This is a genomic window from Microbacterium sp. NPDC080220 (assembly GCF_040686395.1).
Lineage (GTDB): Bacteria > Actinomycetota > Actinomycetes > Actinomycetales > Microbacteriaceae > Microbacterium > Microbacterium gawkjiense.
The window spans coordinates 192,847-215,773 of sequence record NZ_JBFBOP010000005.1 but is presented as its reverse complement, the minus strand read 5'-3'; the positions used below and the strand labels follow the sequence as shown (position 1 = coordinate 215,773).

The window sequence follows — 22,927 nt, the reverse complement described above, 5'->3', positions numbered from 1 at the left end:
CTGAGCCCATGCCGCTCGCCCAGCCCGCCGCATCCGTCCGCCTCGACCGACTCGAGCTGCGGATCCTGCGCATCCCGCTCGTCGCGCCGTTCACGACGTCGTTCGGGACCATGACCGACCGCGAGGTCATCGTCGTGCGCGCGCGGACCGACGCGGGCGACGGCTGGGGTGAGATCGTCACGCAGAGCGCGCCGGTCTACTCGAGCGAGTACACGCAGGGCGCCTGGGACGTCGCGACCCGCTGGCTCGGCCCGGCCCTGCTGCAGTGCGGAGAGTTCGCGCCCGAGCAGGTCGCCCCGACGCTCGATCCGTTCGTCGGCCACCGGATGGCGAAGGCGGGTCTCGAGCTCGCCGTCCTCGACGCGGCGCTGCGCTCCGAGGGACGCTCGTTCGCGTCGTACCTGGGTGCCACGGCGGCGACGATCCCGTCGGGGGTGAGCGTCGGCATCCAATCCGACCCGGCGGCGCTCGTCGAGACCGTCCGCGGCTACCTCGATGAGGGCTACGTGCGCATCAAGATCAAGATCAAGCCCGGTCGCGACATCGCCGAGACGGATGCCGTGCGTTCCGCGTTCCCCGAGATCCCGCTGCAGGTCGACGCGAACTCCGCCTACACGCTCGCCGACGCCGACATCCTGGCGCAGCTCGACCGCTTCGGTCTGCTGCTCATCGAGCAGCCGCTTCAGGAGGACGACATCGTCGACCACGCCGCCCTCGCCCAGCAGCTGAAGACCCCGATCTGCCTCGACGAGTCGATCACCTCGGTGAAGGCCGCGCGCGACGCGCTGGCCCTCGGGGCGACGACCGTGATCAACGTCAAGGCAGGCCGCGTCGGCGGCTACCTCGAGGCGCTCCGCATCGCCGACCTCTGCGAGTCGGCGGGGATCCCGGTGTGGTGCGGCGGCATGCTCGAAACCGGCATCGGACGTGCCGCGAACGCGGCGCTCGCCGCGCACCCTGCGTTCACGCTGCCGGGTGACGTCTCGGCATCCGCTCGGTTCTACACCGAGGACATCGTGACGGAGCCGGCCGTGCTCGAGGACGGGCACGTGCGGGTACCGACCGGTCCCGGGCTGGGCGTCGAGGTCGACCTCGACGCGCTCGAGCGGTTCACCGTGGCGCGCGAGACGCTGCGGCGCTGAGCCCGCTCAGGCCGGCGTCACCAGACGATGCCGCCGCCGATCGAGATCCCGCCCCACGTCAGCAGCACGAAGATGCCCGCGAACACGACGGGGGCGATGCCCTTCCCGCTGCGCGCGAGACCCTTCAACAGCGCGATCACGGCCAGGACGGCGGCCACGATCGACAGCCCGCCGCCGAGGAAGAACCCGATGAACAGGGGGATCGGCATGAGGATGAGGCCGAGGAGCCCCACCCAGAAGGCGGCCCAGGCGGTCGGGTTCGAGCGGCGTTCGGTGGCGTAGGACATGGACCCATCCTCCCCTGAGGCGTCGGATGCCGCGATGGGGCTGTCCCGAAGGATCGGGCGTGCTAGTGCGCGAGCAGGTCGGCGTGCGCGGACCGGCCGAGGTACAGCGCGACGGCGTCGCGGCTCTTGGTGAGGCAGGCGAGGCGGTCGTCGAGTGCCTGCAGTTCGGCCGCGAGCTCCTCGGCGAGGGCGCGGGTGCACGACGGGGGCCGGGTGGCGCGGCAGTCCGCCTCGAGGTCGAGGACGACCTTCACCATGCGCGTCGAGAGCCCTGCCTGGATCAGGCCGCGCACCCGCTGCGCGCGCTCCACCGCGTCGTCGTCGTACTCGCGGTAGCCGTTGTCCGCGCGTTCCGAGGCGAGCAGGCCCTGCTCCTCGTAGTAGCGCAGCATCCGCTGCGGGATGCCGGTGCGCGCCGTGACCTCGCCGATCCTCATCACGTCCCCGATCGCCGCTTGACCTTCACATCGATGTGAGACTCTACGCTCGAGGCATGAGCACGTCCACCGCTTCGGTCCCCACCACGGCCACCAGTGCGCCGCGGTTCCCGCTCGGAGCGCTGCTGCTGCTCAGCCTCGCCGTCTTCGTGACCGTGACGGCGGAGTCGCTCCCCGCGGGCCTCCTGCCCGAAATGGTCGCGGGGCTGCAGACCGACCCGCTCGGCGTGGGTCTGCTCATCTCGGTGTGGGCGCTGACGGTGATCGTCACGAGCATCCCGCTCGCGCGCCTGACGGCGCGGTTCGACCGGCGGCTCGTCGCCGCGGGAGCCCTCGCCGCCTTCGCGGTCGCGAACGCCGCGACCGCGCTCGCGCCGACGTACGAGGTCGCCGTCGCGACGCGCATCGCGGCGGGTGTCGCGCACGGCCTCTTCTGGGCGATCGTCATCGTCTACGCGACGTCGCTGCTGGCCCCGTCCCACCTGGGGCGCGGGCTCGCCCTCGTGACGGCGGGCGGCACGGTCGCGACGCTCGCGGGCCTTCCGGCCGGTGCGCTCATCGCGCAGTTGCTGTCGTGGCGCTGGTCGTTCGGCGTGCTCGCGCTCGTCGCGTTCGCCCTCGCCGCGGCGATCGCGATCCGGCTGCCGCGGCGGACGCCCGAGCCGGCGCTGCCGAAGGCGCACCGTCCGACCGGAGCGGATGCCTCGCTCCTCCCCATCGTGCTCTTCGCGGCCGCCGCGCTCGTGTTCGCCCTCGCCCAGTTCGGGACCTTCACCTACGTGCGCCCGCTGCTCGAGGTGGCGGCGGGGGCTCCGGCCGCCCAGATCCCCGTGCTGCTGTTCGGGTACGGCGCCGCCGGACTCGTCGGTGTCGTCGCGGCGGGCCCGTTGGCCGACCGGTGGCCCCAGGCGTCACTCGTGGTCGCCCTCGTGGGCCTGGCGGCGGCCTTCGGCATCCTGAGCATCGCGGCCGACACCCCGCTCATGTACGTCGCGCTCGCGGTGTGGGGTCTCACGATCGGCGCCTACTTCCCGCTGCAGCAGTCGATGCTGATGCGCATCGCGACCGATCGCACGCGGACGCTCGCCAGCGCCGGAACTGTCGTCACCTTCAACGTCGGCATCGCCGCCGGTCCCTGGCTCGGCGACCTTGTCGGCGGCGCCGCTCACCCGACGGGAGCCACCGCGCTCTCGGCCGGTGCGGTCCTGATCGCCCTCGCGCTCGTCGTCTCCGCGCTCCTCACCGGCACCCGCCGCCGCGCCGCCTGAGAGCCGGCGTCAACGGATGCGAGAGATCCGTCCCGACACGCCGTCCACCGAGCGGATGCCGCGGCGCGTCGCGCGAGATCCGTTGCATCCGTTGACACTCGCCACCAGCCCGGCGCGCGGCCCGTCGTCTGAAGCCCGCGACCGCGCCTCACCCAGCCGGCGTCAACGGATGCGAGAGATCCGCCCCGACACGCCGTCCACCGAGCGGATGCCGCGGCGCGTCGCGCGAGATCCATTGCATCCCGTGACGCCCATCGTCCGCGCCCGACGCCGCGCCCCCCCGTCAGCGCGGCAGCGAGGGGTGCGCTTCGTGCGGGTCGCGTCGCTGCGGGATGAACAGGGCGACGCCGAGCGCGACAACGGCGGCGCCGAGTCCCAGCGCGAAGGAGACCTGGAAGGCGGCGGGGGTCGGCACGGCGACCCCGTTCTGCACGGTCGACAGTCCTGCGAGGACGGCGCCGACGACGGCCGCCGCGATCGACGTGCCGAGCGAGCGGAACAGCGCGTTCAGCCCGTTCGAGGCGCCCGTCTCGCTCTGCGGCACCGAGCGCATGATGAGCATCGGCATCCCGGCGTACCCGAACCCGATGCCCACACCGATGAGCAGGTTCGCAACGAGGATGTGCCACACCTCCGATGCCCACAGCAGCGAGTACGCGTAGGCGACGATCAGCGCGCTCGCGCCCATGATCAGCAGCACGCGCGGTCCGATCGTGCGGGCGAGGCGTCCCGAGAACGGCGACAGCACCATCATCACGAGGCCCGCGGGCATGACGATGAGGCTGGCCTGGAACAGGGTGAGCCCGAATCCGCCGACGGATGCCGGCAGCTCGAGCATCTGCGGATACGACACGTTCGAGCCGAACAGCGAGAAGCCCATCGCCACCGAGGCGAGGTTCGTCAGCAGCACGGCCGGCCGCGCGGCGACCCGCAGGTCGAGGAGCGGTTCGCGGATGCGCAGCTCGAACCAGCCCCACAGCAGCAAAACCGCGAGCCCGCCGAGGCCGAGCGCGAGGGTCGCGGGCGACGTCCAGCCCCACTCGTTGCCGCGCGAGACGGCGAGCAGCACACCGGTGAGGCCGACGGCGAGCCCGGCGGCGCCGGCGAAGTCGAAGCGTCCCGCCGTGCGCAGGACGCTCGGCGGCACGATGAGGGCGACGAGCACGAACACCACAGCGCCGAGCCCCGCGGCCATCCAGAACAGCACGTGCCAGTCGCTCATCTCGGTGATGATCGCGCTGACCGGCATGCCGACCGCCCCGCCGACACCGAGCGTGGCCGACATGAGGGCGATCGCGGCATCCACCCGGTCCTCGTGCAGCACGTCGCGCATGATCGAGATCCCGAGCGGCACGACACCCGTCACGGCACCCTGCAGCGCACGCCCGACGATCACGCCGCCGATCCCGGGGGAGAGGGCGGCGATCACGGAACCCGCGATGAGCAGGCCGAGCAGCACCAGCACGATGCGGCGCTTGCCGTACATGTCGCCGAGGCGCCCCGCGATCGGGGTGAAGACGGCCGCGGCCAGCAGGGTCGCCGTCACGACCCACGCCGTGTCCTCCCGGCTCGCGTTCAGCAACTCGGGCAGCTTCGACTGGATCGGCACCACGAGGGTGAACATGAACGACGACGCGAGACCCGCGATCGCCAGGACCGCGACAATCGCGCCCTGTCGTGGCATCCGGGTCAGTCTGCGTCTGTCGTCCGGGGCCATCCCTTCAGGCTATCCCCGGCGCACGCTGCCGGACGCGCTCAGCCCGCGCTGCGCCAGGCGTCGGACTCGAGGTGCGACCCAGCCTGCGGCCCCATCTGCAGCATCCCGCCGTCGACGACCCACGTCGCCGCGGTGACGTACGACGACGCCGGCGACGCCAGGAAGGCGATCACGTCCGCGATCTCCTCCGGCTTACCCGGACGCGGGATCGGGATGCCGGGGCGATGCGTGTTCTCGGCGTCCTCGGCATCCATGTCGTTGATCGGTGTGGCGATCTCGCCGGGGGCGACCGAGTTGACCGTGATGCCCTTGGCGCCGAGCTCCTGCGCCATCGTCTTCACGAGACCCTCGAGGCCGTGCTTCGACGCGACGTACGCGGCCGACCCGACCCGCGGCTGCGAGCCGTGCACGCTCGTCACCGCGATGATGCGTCCCTCCTGACCGGCATCCGCCATCAGCGTCGCCGCCGTGTGCATCCCGACGAACGCGCCGTCGAGGTTGAGGCCGACGACCTGACGCCATCCCTCGATGTCCATCTCGAGGAAGGGGCCGCCGGTCCCGCCGCCGGCGTTGTTGACGAAGACGTCGAGCCCGCCGAGCTCGGCGGCGAGGCCGCGGATGACGCCGGGCACCGAGTCGAGGTCGGTCGCGTCGAACCGGGCGACGACGGCGTTCCGGCCGCGGCGGCGCACCTCGGCGGCGGTCTCTTCGGCGCCCTCCTGGTCGGAGTGCCACGTGACCCCGACGTCCATGCCGGCGTCGGCGAGGGCGAGGGCGGTCGCCCGGCCGATGCCGGAGTCGGAAGCGGTCACGATGGCACGGCGAGGGGTGAAGGTCATGCGGCCGACGCTACGGACCGCGCAGCGGACAGGGGGCGGGGTTGACAGCGGCGGGCCGCCCCGCAACGCGCGTCCGCGTCAGCTCCTCGCAGCCGCCTGCAGGCGCGCGACCTCATCCTCGGACAGCAGTGCACGCGGCATGACCGCGACCCCGCCGGCCCACGAGCCGACCTTCAGCAGGAGCGCGTCGCCGACCGCGTCCACCCGGCGGAACGCCGCCAACCGGATCTCGCTCGTCCCGAGCGCCGACGTGGCGTGCAGGGCGTCGTCGGTGAGGGTCGCGGTGGCGACGGAGCCGACCGGGTACGCCCGGAGGATGGAGGATCGCACCGCCAGCCACGACACGATGACCGTCGCGCTGATGAGGACGACGAGCGCGACGCCCACCCACGCGGCACCGTCGCTGCCGGTCGCGGTGAGGAACACGCTCAGCGCCACGACGACGGCGGTCACGCTCAGGAGCAGGATCCACGACGGGCGACGAAGCTGCCAGCGCAGGAACCCGCGCGCCAGTCGGGGGGCCAGGTGCTCGTCGACGACGAGTGACTTGCCCCCCTCGGCTGAGGTCACACGGCGTCCGGGGACGGCGCGGCGGGCGCGGCAGGCGCGGCCGGGGCGGTCGCGGACTCGGCGACCGGCGCCGCGGGCTCCGCCGACGCACGGCGGCGCAGCGGGGCGGAAGCCTGCGCGTCCTGCTCCTGCTGCAGCCCCTGGGCGATGCCGCGGCCGGTGGCCTGGCCCTGGATGATGCCGCGCAGGTCGATGCCCGTCGCCGCCTGAACGGCGTCGAACGTGGCGCGCATGCTCGAGGCGCTCTCGCCGGCGATGTGGCTCGACGCGCCCTCGCCGCCGAGGACCGTGATCGACCCGACCTTGTCGAAGCCGCGGGCGAACTCGGTCATGAGCGGCACGAGGGCCTCGATCGCTCGCTGTGCGAGCAGGGCCTCCTGGTTCTGCGCGATGGCCGCGGCTTCGGCCTTGATCGCCTCGGCGCGGGCCTCACCCTCGAGCCGGATCGCGTCGGCCTCGGCCTGGGCGCGAAGGCGCGTCGCCTCGGCTTCCTGGGCCGCGATCTGCGCGCGGGCCTCGGCGGCCTTGACCTGCGTGTACGCGTCGGCGTCCGCCGAGCGCTGGCGCTCGTAGAGCGACGCGTCGGCGACCTTCTTGACGTCGGCGTCGAGCTGGGCCTGACGGTTCTCGGCCTGCTGCAGGAGGACGGCCTGCTCGCGCTCGGCGCGGGCGAGGGCCTCGGCCTGCTCGGCTTCGGCTCGGGCGCGACCGACCTCGGCGGAGGCCTGGGCGGTGTTGCGGTCGTACGCGGTCTGCTCGATGAGGTTCGCCTCGTCGGTGGCGATCTGGCGCGCCTTGACCTCGCGGGCCGCGTTGATGCGGGCGACCTCGGCCTCGCGGCGCACGCGCTCGACCTCGGTGGCGCCGAGGGCGTCGATGTAGCCGTTCTTGTCGGTGACGCCCTGGATCTGGAACGAGTCGAGGATGAGGCCCTGCGCGAGCAGGTCGCTCTTGATGCCCTCGGCGATCTGGTCCGACAGCTTCTGCCGGTCCTTCATGAGCTGCTCGACGGTCAGGGTCGCGACCACGCCGCGCAGCGCACCCTCGAGCTGCTCGGTGGTGAACTGCTCGATCGCGCCGTCCTGCGAGAGGAACCGCTCCGCGGCGCGACGGACGAACTCGGGGTCGGAGCCGATCTTGACGAGGGCGACACCGCTGACGTTGACGGTGACGCCGTTGGATGCCTGTGCCGTCGGCTCCATCTTGATCTGGCGCGCGCGCAGCGAGATCATCTCGGCGCGCTGCGTGAGCGGGTTGACCAGGGCGCCGCCGCCGGTGATGACGGAGATGCGCGAGGAGTCCCCCGAGGCGCTCTTCTGATTGCGACCGACGATGACGAGCGCCTGGTCGGCCTTCGCGACCTTGTACCAGGCCCGCAGCACCACCATGAAGATGATGATGAAGACGATGACAGCGACGACGATGATGCCGCCGACCACAAACGCGCCTCCCGCGATGAGTGCATCCATGTGTGAGTTCCCCCGTGAGTCTCGATGTCCTTCGTGCGGCACGGCGAACGTGCCCACGTCGAACGTATCGGTTACTCCAGCCGCGTGATGAGGTTCGCGGCATCCCGCCCCTGCCCCTACGCTGACGCCATGACGATGCCGCCGCCCCCGCCGCCCGCGCAGCCGTACCCGCCCGCTCCGCCGCTGCGTCCCGAGGACGAGAAGCTCTGGGCGACACTGACCCACCTGAGCGGCATCTTCCTCTCGTTCGTGGGCGCGCTCGTCGTCTACCTCGTGCTGCGCGACCGGGGGCCGTTCATCCGCGCCCACAGCGCCGCCGCCCTGAACTTCCAGCTCACGGTGCTGATCGCCGCGTTCGTGTGCATCCCGCTGTCGTTCATCGGAATCGGTTTCCTGCTGCTGCTCGCGGTGGGCGTCTACGCCCTCGTGATCGAGATCGTCGCGGCTGTGAAGGCGAGCCAGGGGCAGTGGTACACGCCGCCCCTCAGCATCCGCTTCGTCTCCTGACCCTCGTCGAGCGCCGGAACGGGCCCGGATAGACTGAGGGATGCCGCGTGTCGCGGCGTCCGCGCCCTCGCGCACCCTCTTCACGACGACCATTGGAGCCACCGTGGCCGAGCAGTCCCGTCTCGACAAAGTCATCGCCCTCGCCCGTCACCGCGGGTTCGTCTTCCAGGCGGGCGAGATCTACGGCGGGTCGCGGTCGGCGTGGGACTACGGTCCCCTCGGCACGGAGCTGAAGGAGAACATCCGGCAGCAGTGGTGGCAGACCTTCGTCCGCGGTCGCGGTGACATGGTCGGGCTCGACTCGTCGATCATCCTCCCCAAGCGCGTCTGGGAGGCGTCGGGTCACGTCGCGACCTTCACCGACCCGCTCGTGGAGTGCCTCCAGTGTCACAAGCGGTTCCGCGAGGACACGCTCATCGAGGACTTCGAGGCGCGCAAGGGACGCACGGCCGAGAACGGTCTCGGCGACGTGCCCTGTCCGAACTGTGGCACGAAGGGCCAGTACACCGAGCCGAAGTCGTTCTCGGGTCTCGTGAAGACCTACCTCGGTGTCGTCGACGACGAGAGCGGCCTCTACTTCCTTCGTCCCGAGACGGCGCAGGGCATCTTCGTGAACTTCTCGAACGTCCTCACCGCGAGCCGCAAGAAGCCGCCGTTCGGTATCGGCCAGGTCGGCAAGGCGTTCCGCAACGAGATCACCCCCGGCAACTTCATCTTCCGCACGCGCGAGTTCGAGCAGATGGAGATCGAGTTCTTCACGCCGCCGGCCGAGGCGGGCGAGTGGTTCGACCACTGGGTGCAGGCCTGCTGGAACTGGTTCATCGACCTCGGCATCGACCCCGAGAACATGCGTCAGTTCGACGTGCCCGAAGAGGACCGCGCGCACTACTCCGCCGGCACGATCGACGTCGAGTACCGCTTCGGGTTCGCGGGCAAGGAATGGGGCGAGCTGATGGGTGTCGCCAACCGCACCGACTACGACCTGTCGAGCCACATCGAGGCCTCCGGGCAGAAGCTCACCTACTTCGATCAGGCATCCGGCGAGACCTACGTCCCGTACGTCATCGAGCCGTCGTTCGGTCTGACCCGCGCCATGATGGCGTTCCTCGTCGACGCGTACCGCGAGGAGGAGGTGCCGAACGCGAAGGGCGGCACCGACACCCGCACGGTGCTCGGCCTCGATCCGCGCCTCGCGCCCGTCAAGGTGGCGGTGCTGCCGCTGAGCCGCAACGAGCGCCTGTCGCCGCTGGCCCGCAAGGTCGCCGACGACCTGCGCGCGAACGGCTGGAACGTCGACTTCGACGACGCCGGCGCGATCGGCCGCCGCTACCGCCGCCAGGACGAGATCGGTACGCCGTTCTGCGTCACGGTCGACTTCGACTCGCTCGACGACGACGCCGTGACCATCCGCGACCGCGACTCGATGGCGCAGGAGCGCGTGGCCCTGACCGAGCTGCACGCCTACCTCGCTCCGCGCCTCCGCGGCGCCTGAGTCGGGCGCGGCGCGGTGCGGATCGTCGCGGTGCTCGTCGAACGCTCGGCGGGTGCGCGGAAGCGCTGAAATGCGTTCCGTCCCGCGAAGGGCCGGTCAGTCGAGGACGGTGATCGTCGCGCCCGGCAGCTCGTCGTCGACGACCCGGCGCAGGGTGTCGGAGAGGATGCCGCGCAGCACGGTCCCGTCGACCGCCGCGAGGTCCTTCACGTAGAGGCAGCCGGCGCCCGTCGTGTGCGGCCCGAGCCTCGCGAGCGCCTCCGTGTGCGCGTCGGTCCGGTCGAGGTAGATCGTCGTGGCGGCCTTGCGGGGCGAGAAGCCGAGCAGCGGCATCTCGCCCGTGGTGCCGGTCGCGTAGCGGTAGCGGCAGGCGCCGAAGCCGATGATCGACCCGGTCCACATCTGCGGCTCGCGCCCGGTGAGCTCCCGCAGCAGCGCGACGAGGGTCTCGGCATCCGAGCGGCGCGTCGCGGGCGTGACCTGCGCGACGAACTCGCCGACGTCCCGCCCCGTGCGCTCCACGGGTCAGCCCTTCGCGGCCTTCGCGGCGGCTTTGGCGGCGCGCTTGTGCTCGCGGACCTTCGCGAGTGACTCCGGCGAGACGATGTCGGCGACGGAGCGGAACGAGCCCTCCTCCCCGTAGGCGCCGGCGGCGTCGCGCCAGCCGGCTCCCGTGAAGCCGTACTGCTTGCCCAGGAGCGCGAGGAAGATCCGCGCCTTCTGATCGCCGAAACCCGGCAGTGCCTTCAGCCGCTTCAGCACGGTCGCGCCGTCCGGGTCGCCCTCGGTCCACAGCGCAGCGGCATCCCCGCCCCACTCGTCGACGAGTGCCTGGCACAGCGCCTGCACGCGACCGGCCATCGACCCGGGGAAGCGGTGCACGGCCGGGGTCTGACCGAACGCGGCGGCGAACTCCTCGGGGTCTGCGGCGGCGATGCCGGCGGCGTCGAGCCCGCCCGTGCGATCGCGGATCTTCAGCGGCCCGGCGAAGGCCGTCTCCATCGCGATCTGCTGGTCGAGCAGCATGCCGATCAGGAGGGCGAGTGGTTCGTCGGTGAGGAGCGCGTCGGCGGCCTCGTCGCCGGTGATGTGGAGGGCCATGCGTCCATGTTCCCACTCTCGGCTCACGCGGGGTGGGGGAGGATGGACACCATGGATGCCGCGGCCGCCCCCGATCTCATCTCGCAGGCGCGACGTGCGCGCGTCGCCGTCGTCGGAGGCGGTGTCGCCGGGCTCGTCGCAGCGCTCGAGTGCGCCAAGCTCGGCATCCGGGTGACCCTGTTCGAGGCGGGGGGTCGACTCGGTGGCATCGTCGCGTCCGCCGAGCTCGACGGCCGGCGGGTCGATGTCGCCGCCGACGGCTTCCGGGTCGCCCCGGGTGCCCTGCAGGAGCTCCTCGACGACCTCGGCCTCGGCGGCGCGGTCGTGCCGGCGCGCGAGGCCGAGACCTGGGTCGCCGGCCCTCACGGGGTCGCACCGCTGCCGGATGCGTCGATCCTCGGCATCCCGGCCAACCCCTTCGACGCCCGCGTGCGCCGGATCATCGGATGGTCGGGCACCTGGCGGGCCTATGTCGACCGGCTGCGGCCGCCGCTGACGATCGGCGCCCAGCGCAGCCTCGGGGCCCTCGTCGAGAGCCGGATGGGTCCGCGGGTCCTCGAGCGGATGGTCGCGCCGCTGACCTTCGGCATCCACGGCGTCCCTCCCGAGGAGGTCGACGTCGACCGGGCCGCCCGCGGCCTGAACGCCGCGCTCACGCGCACCGGTTCGCTCTCGGGCGCCGTCGCGCAGCAGCTGCCCGACGGCGACGCCGGCCCCTCGCGCGCCACGATCGAGGGCGGCATGTCGGTCTTCGTCGACGCGGTCGCGCAGCGCCTCGCCGACCTCGAGGTCGACGTCCGCACCGGAACCGCGGCCACCGGGCTGCGGCGCACCGACGACGGCTGGACCGTGACGTGGACGGCGGAGGACGAGGAGCAGACGCTCGACGTCGACGCGGTGATCGTCGCGACCCCGGAGGGGCCCGCGCGCCGGCTGCTCGCGCCCTCCCTGCCCGGCCTCGACGGAGCCGTCCTCTCGCCCGACGACGTCGACGTCGTGACGCTCGTCCTCGATGCCCCGGCCCTCGACGCCCGCCCGCGCGGTCACGCCGTCTACGCGGCTCCCGGCGCCGCGGCGGCGATCGCGGTCGTGCACGCGACGGCGACCTGGCCGCACCGTACGGGCGAGCCGCACATCGTCCGGGTGACGACACCGGCGAGCGACCTGGCCGACGGCGACGCGATCGCCGCGTCCACGGCCGCCGCCGCCGAGCTGCTCGGCGTCGACCTGGGCGCCGTCCGCGGGACGCACCGCGCCCGCTGGTCGCGGTCGCTGCCGTCCTCCGCTCTGTCACCCGCGCGGGACGAGGTCCGCCGCGCCGTCCGGCAGGACGAGCGGCTCGGCGTCGTCGGCGCGTGGGTCGACGGCACCGGCCTCACGCGCGTCGTCGCCGATGCGAAGGACGAAGCGGAGCGCATCCGATCCGGCCTGCTGTGGCACGCGGGCGGGCAGGCTGCCTCCACCTGAGCCGCCTGTCAAGGGTGGATGCCGCGAACGGAATGCGCCGTTACGCTGGGTCCACGGCATCACATCGCTTCGAACGTGAGGAATCGCCATGAAGGGCAAGATCGGAATCGTCGTCGGGCTCACCGCCGGCTACGTGCTCGGGGCCCGTGCGGGCCGCCAGCGCTATGAGCAGATCAAGGACGCGTACCTGCGCGTCTACAACACCCCCGCCGTCCAGAAGCAGGTCGACAAGGTCGGCGAGTTCGGCAAGTCGGCGGCCTTCGCCCTGCCGAGCGTGCTGTGGAGCAGCGCGGTGAAGATCACCCGCGCCGCCACCACGAAGGGCACCGCGGGCGACAAGCTCGACGCCGCCCTCGACGCGTCCAAGGACGCCGCGGACGACGTGAAGGATGCCGCCGAGACGACTGCCGACGCCGTGTCGAGCTCCGCCAAGCGGTCGACCGGCTCGGGCACCGCGAAGCGTTCCTCCGGCACCGGCACCAAGAAGTCCTCGTCCGCCTCATGAGCACGCCTCGCGGATTCCGCGACCGGGGTGACGACAGCCTCCTCGGTCTCGTCGGCGAGCTCCCCGAGCTCGTCAAGAACCTCATCGTCGCCGAGATCAACGCGGCGAAGGCCTGGGCGACGCGGACCGGGAAGGATGCCGGCGTCGTCGGCCTCTGGTTCGTCCTGGCGCTGTTCGTCCTGTTCTGGACCCTCCCGGCGATCGGTGCCTTCACGGTCATCGGTCTGTCCTCGTGGATGGCGCCCTGGCTGGCGGCGCTCATCCTCGTCGTGCTCGGTCTGCTGCTCGTGGTGATCTTCGGGATCCTCGGGATGCTGCGGATCAAGCGCATGAAGAACCGTGAGAACCCCGCGAAGGCCCTGTCGACCGACGCCCGAATCGTGAAGGAAGTGGCCGATGAGTTCTGACCTGCCCCGCACCGCCGTTCCGCTCGGCATCACGGACCCCGTCGAGCGCGCGCGCGCCGAGTTGAAGGCCGCGCTCGCGGCGATCGAGGAGAAGGCGAACGTCCCCAAGCGGGCCGCCCGCGCCACGCGGCGCGCCCAGGTCTCGGCCCGCGAGTTCGCGGACCGCAACCCCTCGGGTGCCGTCGTCGCCGCGGTCGGTGTCGCGGCCGCCATCGGGCTCGTCGTCTGGGGAGCCGTCCGGCTGTACACGCGCTGATCGGTGCGGCGGACCCCGTCGCCGCGACGTCGCTGACGACCGGGGGTATGCTCGGAGCAGGCAGCGGCGATGGTGCAGATGCTGCCGACGACAGGGTCCCGAACGTGCGCATCTGCGCGCATCCCTCCGCTGAGCGTCGGCCGTCTCGCTCGGGGGCGGCCACCGCCGACACGAGAGTCGAACCATGAACACACCTGCTGCGGCAGCACCGAAGCCCCTCAAGGGCTGGCGGGTGCTCGTCCCGCGCGGGGGTCCGTGGGGAGACAGCGTCGCCGCGGCGCTGCGCGCGCAGGGGGCGACGCCGGTGATCGCGCCGCTCATCAACTTCGCCCCGTCCGAGGACCCGACCGACCTCGAGTCGGCGCTCCGCGACCTCGCGTCGGGCGTCTTCGACTGGGTGACCCTCACGAGTTCGACGACCGTCGACGTCCTCCACGCCTACCGTGCGGTGATCCCTCCCACCACCCGCGTCGCCGCTGTGGGTGAGACGACCGCCGCGGCGCTCGGCGCCGTCGGCTACCGCGTCGACCTGGTCCCCGACGACGACAACTCGGCGGCGGGCATGGCGGCGCAGCTCATCGCCCTCGAGCCGGAGCCCATGCGGGTGCTGACGCTCCGCAGCGAACTGGCCAAGCCGGTCCTGACGCGGCTGCTCGTCGAGGCGGGGCACGACGTCCGCAGTGTCGTGGCGTACCGCACCGTCGGGGTGCCGGTCACCGAGAAGGTGGCCACCGACGTCCGTTCCGGGCGCATCAACGCGATCCTCGTCACCAGTGGCTCCGTGGCCGAACAGGTCCACGAGCAGTTCCCCGAGATCCCGGCGGGCACCGTGATCGCCGCGATCGGTCCCCGCACGGCGAAGGACGCCCGCCGCGCCGGGCTGGGTGTCAGCGTGATCGCGAAGGAGCAGACGGTCGCCGGGCTCATCGCCGCCGTGGCCCAGTTCCCGTTGCCGCACGCGATCGACGAGTTCGCCCCGCCGACCGGTTCGTTCCCCCGCATCCAGGGCTGAGGCGGATGGCTGAGACCGGATCGTTGCGGATGCGGCATCCGTCGTACGGGACGCGTTTGGCAGACTGATCCCATGGTGACGCTGCTGCTCGACTCGTCGCGACTGGAGGTCGCGCTCTCGGCCACCGAGCGTGCGCTGTCGTTCCGCAAGGACGCCGTCCGCGTCGAGCGCACCCACATCGCGAAGGTGCAGCTCGTCGACGACCCGTGGACCTGGCTGCGCGGGGTGCCGACTCCCGGCACCGTCATCCCGCGGACCGTCGCGATGGGGCGGTGGCGCTCCGCCGGCGGCGACGATTTCGTGCTCGTGCGGCGGCGGCGCCCCTCGGTCGTGATCGACCTCGACGGCGACCCCGAGTTCCAGCGCCTCGTCATCACCACGCGACACGGGCTCGCCCTCGTTCAGGCGCTGCGCCTCGAAGCCGACGATGAGCCGGTCGACGTCGTCGAGCTCGTGACGACGGAGATCCCGGTGCAGCGACCGGATGCCGCGGCGGATGGGCCCGTGCGGTCGCCGCGTCGCCGGGCGCCACGGCCGGCGCAGGCCTGACGCGCTCGGCCGGCACCGAGGATCCGGCCGGTAACGTTGCCCGGGTGAGTGAACCCGCCGCATCCCGTCTGCTCGTCCGTGCGGAGGGGAGCGTCGGACGCATCACGCTGAACCGGCCCGAGGCGATCAACGCCGTCGACCACGGCATGATCCGCGGCATCGCCGACGCGCTCGACGCGTGGGAGCATCACCCCGACATCCGCCTGATCCTGCTCGACGGCGCGGGCGAGCGGGGCTTCTGCGCGGGCGGCGACGTGCGCGCGCTGCGCGAGCAGATCCTGGCGGGCGAGGCCGAGGCGGCGATGGCGTTCTTCCGCGACGAGTACGCGCTGAACGCGAGGATCGCAGAGTACCCGAAGCAGGTCGTCGTCTTCGCCGACGGCGTGACGATGGGCGGCGGCATCGGCCTGGCGGGGCACGCCTCGGTGCGCCTGGTCACCGAGCGCTCCCGACTCGCGATGCCCGAGACCCGCATCGGCTTCACCCCCGACGTGGGCGGGTCGTGGCTGCTCGGCCGCGCGCCCGGACGGGTCGGCGAGTACCTCGCCCTGACGGGCGGGACGATGGATGCCGCCGACGCGATCCACGCCGGATTCGCCGACCACTTCGTGCCCGCCGACCGCCTCGGCGACGTGCGCCACGCCCTCGTCACGCGGGCCGACCCCGACACACCGACCGAGATCGCGATGCTGTTCGACGAGACCCCCGAGCCCGGTCGTCTCGCCGCCTCGCGCGCGTGGATCGACGATGCGTTCGCCGCCGACACGGTCGCCGAGATCATCGCCCGCCTTCGCGAGCGCCCCGAAGCGGATGCCGCGGCCACGGCGGACCTGCTCGAGACCCAGGCTCCGACCGCGCTGACCGTCACCCTCGCCGCCGTGCGCTCGGCACGCGGGCTGCCGGACCTGCGCGCGGCCCTGGCGCAGGAGTACGCGCTCGTCGAATGGTTCGGCCGCACCCAGCCCGACCTCGTCGAGGGGATCCGCGCGCAACTCGTCGACAAGGACCGGGCGCCGCGCTGGCAGCCGGCCCGCCTGCACGAGGTGCCCGCCGAGACCGCCGACACCGCGCTCTCGTTCCGCCCGAGCGTCCCCCTCTGGAGCTGACGTGTTCGACAGTCCCCTCTCCGCGTCGGCGTACGAGGTCCTCGGCGTGGCCGCCGACGCGAGCGACGACGACCTGCGCAAGGCCTACCGGTTGCGTCTGCGGCAGACGCATCCCGACACCGGCGGCGACGCCGCGCAGTTCGTGCAGGTGCAGCGCGCGTGGGAGCTCGTGGGGACCGCCGAGGCCCGCGCGGCGTACGACCGCGGCCACGGCTTCGGTGAGGCCGCCTCGTACGGCCCGGATCCGTCGGCCCCGATGTGGCGGCCCCCTGCCCGGCAGGCCGACACCCGGCCGCGCGCCCGCTCATTCGGGCAGCCCGGCGGCTGGCGTCGCGAGCGGTACCTCGACCTGATCCGCGAGTGGGCGGGTCGCGGGGTGGACCTCACCGACCCGTACGATCCCGCCCTCGTCCGCAGCGCGCCGCACGAGGTGCGCCGCCTGCTCGCGGACGCGCTCGCCGAGGAGGCGACGGCGCGGATCGTCGCCGAGCTCGGCATGGGGTACACCGTGTGGCACGACGTGGCGGCCGACGCGCGGAACCCGGACGTGAAGCTCGACCACATCGTGCTGGGGCCGAGCGGCCTCTACGCCGTGCTGTCGGAGGACTTCGGCGCGCCGGTGCGCACTCGCCGTGGCGAGGTCGAGGGCGACGCGGTCGTCGGCGCTCCCGTCGCGCAGCTCGTGCTCGCGGCGCGCGCGCTCGGCCGTGCGGCGAAGGTGCGGTTCAGCGCCGCGCTCGTCGTCCTCCCCGACGACGACGTCGCGACGGCGGTGGAGGAGCTCAGCAAGGTGAAGGGTCTGCCCGTCGCCGTCGTCGCCCGCAGCGTCCTCGCGACGGTCCTCCGCCGCGGCGTCAGCGGTGCGCGCGACATCGGCGGCAACGAGCTCTTCGACGTGCGGACGCGACTGCAGCAGACCGTCCGCTTCGCCTGAGTCTCAGTCGCCGCCGCCCACGAGCTGCATCGGGTGCGTGAGGCGCCACCACGGGTCGGGGCCGGAGATCGCGGTCTTCACGATCACCGGCACCTCGACCTGGTCGGCCGGCCCCGAGAGGACAAGCGTGCCCGCATCCGCTCCGGCCGCGGCATCCGCCTCGATGTCGAAGGATGCCTCGGCCGTTGCCGTCGCACCGTTCCACAGGTGCAGCTCGGCGTCCTCGTCGGTGACGAGCGTGGTCTTCGCGCCCCAGGCCGTGGTGACCTCGGCGACCACCGTGCCGGCGGGGAGGGTGGAGGTGACGGACGCCTCCTGCGCGACGGCGTCGAGCAGGGCTTCGGTGTCATCGACGCGGGCGCCGTCCGTCGGCGCGCCGGCGACGGAGGCGAACAGCGCCGTGGGGCCGCCGCCGAGGTCGACCGTCCGCGCGGCGACGAGGTTGTAGTAGCCCGCGTAGCTGCCGGTCTTCAGACCCACGACGCCGTCGGTGCCGAGCAGGGCGTTGGTGTTCTCGAACTCGCCCGCGCCGGGCAGCTCCGCGGTCTCCGTGGCGACGATCTCGGCGATCACGGGGTTGGCGAGCGCCTCCTCGGCGAGGGCGACCATGGCCGCCGGGGTGGCGACGTTGCCGCGGTCGTAGCCGGAGGCATCCGTCACCGTGATGCCGTCGAGCCCGTTCTCGGCGAGCCACGCATTCGCGGCGGTGACGTACTCCTCGACGGACCCGAACGCGTCGGTCGCGAGACGGTCGGCGTAGTTGCTGGCCGAGGCGATGAGCATGCCCTGGAGCATCTGGTACTGGGTCAGCGAGCCATCGTCGGGGACGTTGAGCGCCGACTGGTTCTGCCCGACGTAGTCCCAGTACTCCAGGCGGTCGGCGTACGTGAACGCGTACTCGGGACCCTGCTCGCCGACGGCGAGGGGCGCCTGGTCGAGGATGACGAGGGCGGTCACCAGCTTGGTCGTGCTCGCCATCTGCGCCGGCGTCTCGGACGAGGCCGCGGCAGCGAACCCGGTGATGCCGACGGCGGATTCGCCCTCGGCGGGCCACGCGATCGCGCTCGGCGCCCCCGTCAGGGCGGCGGCGTCGGTCGTCGTCGCCGAGGGCGTCACGTTGTTCAGGGGCCAGAGCAGCATGGCGCTGGTGTAGGCCGTCACGACCGCCAGGACGGCGAGGGCCGGGATGCCGAGGACGGCGAGCGGGATGCCGCGCCGCCGACGCTCGGGCGGCAGCAGTTCGAAGGTCGCGGGCTGAGCCTGGGAGGCGCTCACCGGACGCCCCTCCTCGTCGACCCACCCGAGCGCACGGTGATCGGCGGCAGGGGAGGCAGGCGTCGCACCGCGCCGGCGTCGGCGCGTGCGGGAATCGGCGTCGTCCACGGTCACCGGACAACGGTAGCGCGCTCTCCCTGTGGCTATACTCGACGCACAACCACGGGAGTCCGGTGAGCCGGGCTGAGAGGAAGCGATCCACGCTTCGACCGTCGAACCTGATCCGGATCATGCCGGCGCAGGGAGGAGAGAGAAATGCACGCTGTCGCGTCCACGTCCGAGACCCGGACCACCACGTCGCCGAACCGCTACCGCTGGCGTGTCGTCGACATCGTCGTCGCCGCCGTCCTCGGCGTCGCGGTGGGCCTGCTGTTCTGGTTCTGGAACGGGGTCGGTTACGGCTGGTTCGAGGTGATGGATGCCGCGACCCCCGGCCTCGGCGGCTTCGCTGTCGGCATCTGGCTCATCGGCGGTGTCATCGGCGGTCTCGTGATCCGGAAGCCCGGCGCCGCGCTGCTCGTCGAGGTCGTCGCTGCGGCCGTCTCGGCCACGATCGGCAACATCTGGGGCCCGTCGACGCTGCTGTCGGGCCTCGTCCAGGGCCTCGGCGCCGAGCTCATCTTCGCGGTGTTCCTCTACCGCCGCTTCGGCATCGGTGTGGCCGCGCTCGCCGGCGTCGGCGCGGGCGTCGCCGCGTGGATCTTCGAACTGTTCTTCGGCTCGACCCCGAACATCCTGAAGACGCTCGAGTTCAACCTCATCTACCTCGGCACGATCATCGTCTCGGGCGTCGTGCTCGCCGGCGTCGTGGGCTGGCTGCTCGTCCGGGCTCTCGCGAAGACCGGTGCCCTCAGCCGGTTCGCCGCGGGTCGAGAACAGGCGGACGAGGTCTGACCACCGGGTCCCGCCCGGCCGGACTCCGCGCACGCGGCTGGGGGTGGCGCTACGCGGGCCGCCGCCGACCGGCCGTCGCGGACGTCGACCTCGACATCGCCCCCGGCGAGCGGGTGCTCCTGCTCGGTGCATCGGGCGCGGGCAAGTCGACGCTCCTGGCGGGGATGGCGGGGCTGCTCGGCGGCGACGAGGACGGCGAGGCGTCGGGTCGGATGACGATCGACGGCGCCGACCCGAGCACGCAGCGCGGCCGTGTCGGCCTCGTGCTGCAGGATCCCGACGCCGGGGTCGTGCTCTCCCGCGTCGGCGACGACGTGGCATTCGGTTGCGAGAACCTCGGCGTCCCGCCCGAACGCATCCCGGCGCGGGTGCGCGCCGCGCTCGACGCCGTCGGCCTCGACGTCCCGCTCGACCGCGAGACCGCGCGGCTCTCGGGCGGCCAGAAGCAGCGCCTCGCGATCGCGGGCGCCCTCGCGATGGACGCGGGTCTGCTGCTGCTCGACGAACCGACCGCCAACCTCGACCCCGTCGGGGTCCGCGAGGTGCGCGCCGCGGTCGGACGCGCGGTCGAGGCCACGGACGCCACCCTCGTCGTGATCGAGCACCGAACGGACGTGTGGGTGGACCTCATGACGCGGGTCGTGGTCCTCGACGCCGAGGGGGGTCTGCTCGCGGACGGAACACCCGCCGAAGTGTTCACCCGACACGCGGCGACGCTGCTCGCGGCCGGGGTCTGGCTGCCCGGTCACCCCGTCGACCTGCCCGCGCTGCCGGCCGTGACGACGGACGTCTCCGCCGCCCTTCGGGCGAGGGGGCTGGCCGTCTCGCGGGACGGGCGGACGCCGGTGCGTGAGGGACTGGACCTCGAGGTGGCGGCGGGGGCGGCATCCGTCATCACCGGACCCAACGGCGTCGGCAAATCGACACTCGCGCTGACCCTCGCGGGGCTCCTGCCGGAGTTCGCCGGGACCGTCGAGGCGGGGACCGTGCCCGCGGGGCGTCGGGGGGCGCGGCCCTCCCGCTGGAGTTCGCGTGAGCTCCTCACCCGGATCGGCACCGTGTTCCAAGACCCCGAGCACCAGTTCCTCGCCTCGACGGTGCGTGCAGAGCTCGAGGTCGGACCGCGCGCGCTCCGGCGCCCGCCCCGCGAGATCGACGCCGTCGTGGACCGGCTGCTCGACGAGCTCGGGCTCGCCGCGCTCGCGCGCGCCAATCCGTTCACGCTGTCGGGCGGTCAGAAGCGGCGGCTGTCGGTGGCCACCGTCCTCGCCACGTCGCCCGAGGTCATCGTCCTCGACGAGCCGACGTTCGGGCAGGACCGTCGCGGTTGGGCCGGCATCGTCTCGCTGCTGCAGGCGCAGGTCGCCGACGGGCGCGCGGTCGTCGCGGTGACGCACGACGAGGACGCGGTGCGGCTGCTCGGCGGACGGCACATCGAGCTCGCGGCGGTGGCGTCATGATCCTCGCGGCGGCCGACACCGGGACCGCGAGGCGGGACGCGTGGCTCGACGGGGTGAACCCGGCGGTCCGCATCCTTCTCGCCTTCGTCCTGGCCATCCCGCTGCTGACGACGATCGACGCGGTCAGCGCCGGTGTCGCCATCGTGTTGATGGTGCTGTGCATCCCGCTGACCGGGATCGGGTTCGGGGCGGCCCTGCGGCGGATGGCGCCGGTGCTCGTGCTGATGCCGGTCGCCGGGTTGAGCATGCTGCTGTACGCCGAGCCGGGCGGACGCGTGTACGCCTCGTTCTGGTACGCGACGATCAGCGACGCGTCGATCGGGTTCGCGGTGGCGGTCGGGGTGCGGGTCATCGCGCTCGCGCTCCCGACGGTCCTGCTGTTCAGCCGCGTCGACCCGATCGAGCTCGCCGCGGCGCTCGCTCAGATCGTGCGGCTGCCCGCGCGACTCGTGCTCGGCGTGCTCGCCGGGACGCGCACGCTCGGGCTGTTCGTCGACGACTGGCGGGCCATGCGCCTCGCGCGGCGGGCGCGCGGCGTGGGGGACCGGAACGCCGTGCGCCGGTTCTTCTCGATGGCGTTCGTGCTCCTCGTCTTCGCGGTGCGTCGCGGCACGCGCCTCGCGACCGCGATGGAGGCGCGCGGGTTCGGCGCGCCCGTCGAACGTACGTGGGCCCGCACGTCGCGGCTGTCCCGCCGGGACGCGGTCGCGGTCGTCGGCGCGCTGGCGATCGTGGCCGTCGCGATCTCGGTCGCCGTGGCCGTCGGCTCGTTCCGCGTCGTCTGGATGTGAGTCGCCGGTCAGAACGCGTAGGCGAAGCAGATCGAGCGTGGCATCGTCTCGGCGTACGGCTCGTACACCGGGATGCGGGTGAATCCGAGCGACTCGTAGAGGGCGACCGATTCCGGCTGGGGGATGCCGGTCTGCAGGATGACGCGCTCCGCGCCGCCCGCGCGAGCCCGGTCGAGCGCCGCGGTCATGAGGGAGCGAGCGATGCCGCGGCCCCGGGCCGCCTCGGTGACGACGAGGCGCTTGATCTCCCACTCCTCGCCGAGGCGACGGAGGATGACGTGGCCGGTCGGTGTGCCGTCGGCATCCACCGCGATCAGGGTCGCGACGATCTCGTCGGGGTGCATCGCGAGGGCGCGGGAGCGCGCGGCCTTTCGCTCGGCGGGCTCGTCGCCGTGGAACCCGTCGTAGCGGGCGCCGAGGTCGGCATCCAACTCGTCGCGCAGCGCCGCCGCGCGCGGGTCGTCCCACGCGACGTCGAGGATGCGGGACCCGGTGCTCGTCCGTTCGCTCACCGGTCGAGCCTAAGCGCCCGCGGGGGTGTCGCGGCTGGTAGCGGCGCGACCTCGCGTGGGTGCCGCTCGTCTCGGCGTCCGTCGTCGTGGCGGGCTATCTCGCAGCCGCTGTGGTCTTCGACGGCGCGGTGCGCTGACGGGTCAGGTCGCGTTCCAGAGGTCGCGGTAGTAAGCGATGCGCTCCTCGTCGGGCGCGACGCCGTAGGCCTCGAGGAGCAGGCCGTCCCACCCGGGGCCGTAGTTCCAGCCGGTGCTCATCGCAGCGACGGCGATGTCGCCCCATCGGTCGCCGAGGCCGAGCTGCCCGAGGTCGACGTGGCCGCTCCACCGGCCGTCGTCCCCGATCAGCGTGTTCGGCGCGCACGCGTCGCCGTGGCAGACCACGAGCTGCTCGATCGGCGGCGCCTCGCGCAGCTCGTCGGGGACGACGACCCCGCGCGCCGCGGCGTTCGCGACGCGCGACGGCACGGTCCAGTCGAAGGGGCAGGATGCCGCCGGCAGGCTCTCGTGCAGGGCGTGCAGGCCCTCGCCGATCGCCCGGACCGCGGTCTCGGGCCGCGCGACCCACGTCGGATCGACCGCCGAGAGGCCGGTGAGGGCGCGGGTCACGAGCCACTCCGTTTCGCCGTCGTCGCCCTGCTCGATCACCGTCGGCACGCGCACGTAGGGAGCTGCCCAGGCCATCCGCTCCGCCTCATCCGCCATCGAGGTCTCGAGATGGACCGGACCGATCTTGATGAAGCGGTCGTCATCGGTGCGGAACGTCTGCCCGCCGAGCTTGTTCTCCCACACCGGCAGGAGTGCCGCATCGCGCGCGAGGCGGCGCACGATCGGGGGGACGGGCGCGTCGGCGGGGGGGATGGACATCCCTCCATCCTGTCGCCCACCGTCGCGGACGGCTAGCCTGGAGGCATCCTGCTGCCGTGGCAC

The 22,927-nt window shown here is 72.7% G+C and carries 26 protein-coding genes and 1 riboswitch; of the genes, 15 read left to right on the top strand and 11 right to left on the bottom strand.

Translation table 11 applies throughout. The features are described from left to right. Positions 1 to 8: 8 nt before the first annotated feature. Entirely contained in the window at positions 9 to 1,142 is a 1,134-nt protein-coding gene (gene menC, locus AB0P29_RS10115; protein WP_363379629.1) for an o-succinylbenzoate synthase, read from the top strand. Positions 1,143 to 1,159: 17 nt separating this feature from the next. On the opposite strand, the gene AB0P29_RS10110 is transcribed toward menC, so the two are convergent. Together AB0P29_RS10110 and AB0P29_RS10105 are read right to left on the bottom strand one after the other, a co-directional pair. After that, complete coding sequence (locus AB0P29_RS10110; protein ID WP_363379628.1) at positions 1,160 to 1,429, bottom strand: hypothetical protein; 270 nt, start codon at positions 1,427 to 1,429, stop codon at positions 1,160 to 1,162. Between the two features lie 62 nt (positions 1,430 to 1,491). Further along, positions 1,492 to 1,866, bottom strand: a complete 375-nt coding sequence (locus AB0P29_RS10105; RefSeq protein WP_311861348.1) for a MerR family transcriptional regulator — start codon at positions 1,864 to 1,866, stop codon at positions 1,492 to 1,494. A gap of 56 nt (positions 1,867 to 1,922) precedes the next feature. On the opposite strand from AB0P29_RS10105, the gene AB0P29_RS10100 reads away from it, so the two are divergent. Continuing rightward, positions 1,923 to 3,134 (top strand): MFS transporter, encoded by a 1,212-nt coding sequence (locus tag AB0P29_RS10100; protein ID WP_363379627.1) that lies wholly within the window; start codon positions 1,923 to 1,925, stop codon positions 3,132 to 3,134. Between the two features lie 283 nt (positions 3,135 to 3,417). Here AB0P29_RS10100 and AB0P29_RS10095 read toward each other — a convergent pair whose 3' ends face one another. The 4 genes from AB0P29_RS10095 to AB0P29_RS10080 all read right to left on the bottom strand — a co-directional run bounded on the left by AB0P29_RS10095 (position 3,418) and on the right by AB0P29_RS10080 (position 7,729). Beyond that, positions 3,418 to 4,818, bottom strand: a complete 1,401-nt coding sequence (locus AB0P29_RS10095; protein ID WP_363379626.1) for an MFS transporter — start codon at positions 4,816 to 4,818, stop codon at positions 3,418 to 3,420. Between the two features lie 71 nt (positions 4,819 to 4,889). After that, positions 4,890 to 5,690: an SDR family oxidoreductase gene (locus AB0P29_RS10090; protein ID WP_363379625.1), complete on the bottom strand. Its 801-nt coding sequence runs from the start codon at positions 5,688 to 5,690 to the stop codon at positions 4,890 to 4,892. Positions 5,691 to 5,768: 78 nt separating this feature from the next. Next, entirely contained in the window at positions 5,769 to 6,260 is a 492-nt protein-coding gene (locus AB0P29_RS10085) for a hypothetical protein (RefSeq protein WP_359919635.1), read from the bottom strand. After that, positions 6,257 to 7,729 carry an SPFH domain-containing protein gene (locus tag AB0P29_RS10080; RefSeq protein WP_359919637.1) on the bottom strand — a complete coding sequence of 491 codons (1,473 nt, stop codon included), beginning with the start codon at positions 7,727 to 7,729 and terminating at the stop codon, positions 6,257 to 6,259. The genes AB0P29_RS10085 and AB0P29_RS10080 overlap by 4 nt, the downstream gene beginning before the upstream one ends. Positions 7,730 to 7,858: 129 nt before the next feature. On the opposite strand from AB0P29_RS10080, the gene AB0P29_RS10075 reads away from it, so the two are divergent. Both AB0P29_RS10075 and AB0P29_RS10070 read left to right on the top strand, forming a co-directional pair. Further along, the gene (locus AB0P29_RS10075; RefSeq protein ID WP_217532428.1) at positions 7,859 to 8,236 is read left to right on the top strand and encodes a DUF4870 domain-containing protein; all 378 of its coding nucleotides are present in this window, start codon (positions 7,859 to 7,861) and stop codon (positions 8,234 to 8,236) included. A gap of 103 nt (positions 8,237 to 8,339) precedes the next feature. Then, positions 8,340 to 9,728, top strand: coding sequence for a glycine--tRNA ligase (locus AB0P29_RS10070; RefSeq protein ID WP_311861716.1), 1,389 nt, complete (start codon positions 8,340 to 8,342; stop codon positions 9,726 to 9,728). Positions 9,729 to 9,824: 96 nt separating this feature from the next. Here AB0P29_RS10070 and AB0P29_RS10065 read toward each other — a convergent pair whose 3' ends face one another. Both AB0P29_RS10065 and AB0P29_RS10060 read right to left on the bottom strand, forming a co-directional pair. Further along, positions 9,825 to 10,250, bottom strand: coding sequence for a DUF1801 domain-containing protein (locus AB0P29_RS10065; RefSeq protein ID WP_363379624.1), 426 nt, complete (start codon positions 10,248 to 10,250; stop codon positions 9,825 to 9,827). 3 nt (positions 10,251 to 10,253) lie between these two features. Continuing rightward, positions 10,254 to 10,829 carry an HhH-GPD-type base excision DNA repair protein gene (locus AB0P29_RS10060; protein WP_311286227.1) on the bottom strand — a complete coding sequence of 192 codons (576 nt, stop codon included), beginning with the start codon at positions 10,827 to 10,829 and terminating at the stop codon, positions 10,254 to 10,256. 51 nt (positions 10,830 to 10,880) lie between these two features. Here AB0P29_RS10060 and AB0P29_RS10055 point away from each other — a divergent pair, with 51 nt between their 5' ends. The 8 genes from AB0P29_RS10055 to AB0P29_RS10020 all read left to right on the top strand — a co-directional run bounded on the left by AB0P29_RS10055 (position 10,881) and on the right by AB0P29_RS10020 (position 17,065). Next, complete coding sequence (locus AB0P29_RS10055; RefSeq protein ID WP_363379623.1) at positions 10,881 to 12,296, top strand: FAD-dependent oxidoreductase; 1,416 nt, start codon at positions 10,881 to 10,883, stop codon at positions 12,294 to 12,296. An 88-nt stretch (positions 12,297 to 12,384) separates the two neighbouring features. Continuing rightward, positions 12,385 to 12,801 (top strand): hypothetical protein, encoded by a 417-nt coding sequence (locus AB0P29_RS10050; protein WP_064003418.1) that lies wholly within the window; start codon positions 12,385 to 12,387, stop codon positions 12,799 to 12,801. Next, positions 12,798 to 13,208, top strand: coding sequence for a phage holin family protein (locus AB0P29_RS10045; RefSeq protein WP_064003417.1), 411 nt, complete (start codon positions 12,798 to 12,800; stop codon positions 13,206 to 13,208). The genes AB0P29_RS10050 and AB0P29_RS10045 overlap by 4 nt, the downstream gene beginning before the upstream one ends. Continuing rightward, positions 13,198 to 13,464, top strand: coding sequence for a hypothetical protein (locus tag AB0P29_RS10040; protein WP_064003416.1), 267 nt, complete (start codon positions 13,198 to 13,200; stop codon positions 13,462 to 13,464). The genes AB0P29_RS10045 and AB0P29_RS10040 overlap by 11 nt, the downstream gene beginning before the upstream one ends. A gap of 184 nt (positions 13,465 to 13,648) precedes the next feature. Beyond that, a complete protein-coding gene (locus tag AB0P29_RS10035; RefSeq protein WP_363379621.1) occupies positions 13,649 to 14,476 on the top strand; it encodes a uroporphyrinogen-III synthase in 828 nt (275 codons plus the stop codon). A 72-nt stretch (positions 14,477 to 14,548) separates the two neighbouring features. Further along, positions 14,549 to 15,025 (top strand): hypothetical protein, encoded by a 477-nt coding sequence (locus tag AB0P29_RS10030; protein ID WP_363379619.1) that lies wholly within the window; start codon positions 14,549 to 14,551, stop codon positions 15,023 to 15,025. Positions 15,026 to 15,069: 44 nt separating this feature from the next. After that, entirely contained in the window at positions 15,070 to 16,131 is a 1,062-nt protein-coding gene (locus AB0P29_RS10025; RefSeq protein ID WP_363379617.1) for an enoyl-CoA hydratase/isomerase family protein, read from the top strand. Position 16,132: 1 nt separating this feature from the next. Further along, positions 16,133 to 17,065 carry a DnaJ domain-containing protein gene (locus tag AB0P29_RS10020; protein ID WP_363379616.1) on the top strand — a complete coding sequence of 311 codons (933 nt, stop codon included), beginning with the start codon at positions 16,133 to 16,135 and terminating at the stop codon, positions 17,063 to 17,065. Between the two features lie 3 nt (positions 17,066 to 17,068). Here the strand turns inward: AB0P29_RS10020 and AB0P29_RS10015 are convergent, their stop codons facing one another. Then, positions 17,069 to 18,454 (bottom strand): hypothetical protein, encoded by a 1,386-nt coding sequence (locus AB0P29_RS10015; protein ID WP_363379614.1) that lies wholly within the window; start codon positions 18,452 to 18,454, stop codon positions 17,069 to 17,071. Between the two features lie 38 nt (positions 18,455 to 18,492). Then, positions 18,493 to 18,602, top strand: a riboswitch (TPP riboswitch). Between AB0P29_RS10015 and AB0P29_RS10010 the strand changes: the two genes are divergently transcribed. The 3 genes from AB0P29_RS10010 to AB0P29_RS10000 all read left to right on the top strand — a co-directional run bounded on the left by AB0P29_RS10010 (position 18,596) and on the right by AB0P29_RS10000 (position 21,485). After that, the gene (locus tag AB0P29_RS10010) at positions 18,596 to 19,234 is read left to right on the top strand and encodes an ECF transporter S component (RefSeq protein ID WP_217532446.1); all 639 of its coding nucleotides are present in this window, start codon (positions 18,596 to 18,598) and stop codon (positions 19,232 to 19,234) included. (Overlaps the previous riboswitch by 7 nt.) Further along, on the top strand, positions 19,231 to 20,694 hold the full coding sequence (locus tag AB0P29_RS10005; protein WP_363379657.1) for an ABC transporter ATP-binding protein: 1,464 nt from the start codon (positions 19,231 to 19,233) through the stop codon (positions 20,692 to 20,694). Before AB0P29_RS10010 ends, AB0P29_RS10005 begins: the two co-directional genes overlap by 4 nt. Continuing rightward, positions 20,691 to 21,485 carry an energy-coupling factor transporter transmembrane component T gene (locus AB0P29_RS10000; RefSeq protein WP_363379613.1) on the top strand — a complete coding sequence of 265 codons (795 nt, stop codon included), beginning with the start codon at positions 20,691 to 20,693 and terminating at the stop codon, positions 21,483 to 21,485. Before AB0P29_RS10005 ends, AB0P29_RS10000 begins: the two co-directional genes overlap by 4 nt. Before the next feature lie 8 nt (positions 21,486 to 21,493). On the opposite strand, the gene AB0P29_RS09995 is transcribed toward AB0P29_RS10000, so the two are convergent. Beyond that, positions 21,494 to 21,997, bottom strand: a complete 504-nt coding sequence (locus tag AB0P29_RS09995) for a GNAT family N-acetyltransferase (protein ID WP_363379611.1) — start codon at positions 21,995 to 21,997, stop codon at positions 21,494 to 21,496. Positions 21,998 to 22,138: 141 nt separating this feature from the next. Continuing rightward, positions 22,139 to 22,864 carry an aminoglycoside 3'-phosphotransferase gene (locus AB0P29_RS09990; protein ID WP_363379609.1) on the bottom strand — a complete coding sequence of 242 codons (726 nt, stop codon included), beginning with the start codon at positions 22,862 to 22,864 and terminating at the stop codon, positions 22,139 to 22,141. Between the last annotated feature and the right edge of the window lie 63 nt (positions 22,865 to 22,927).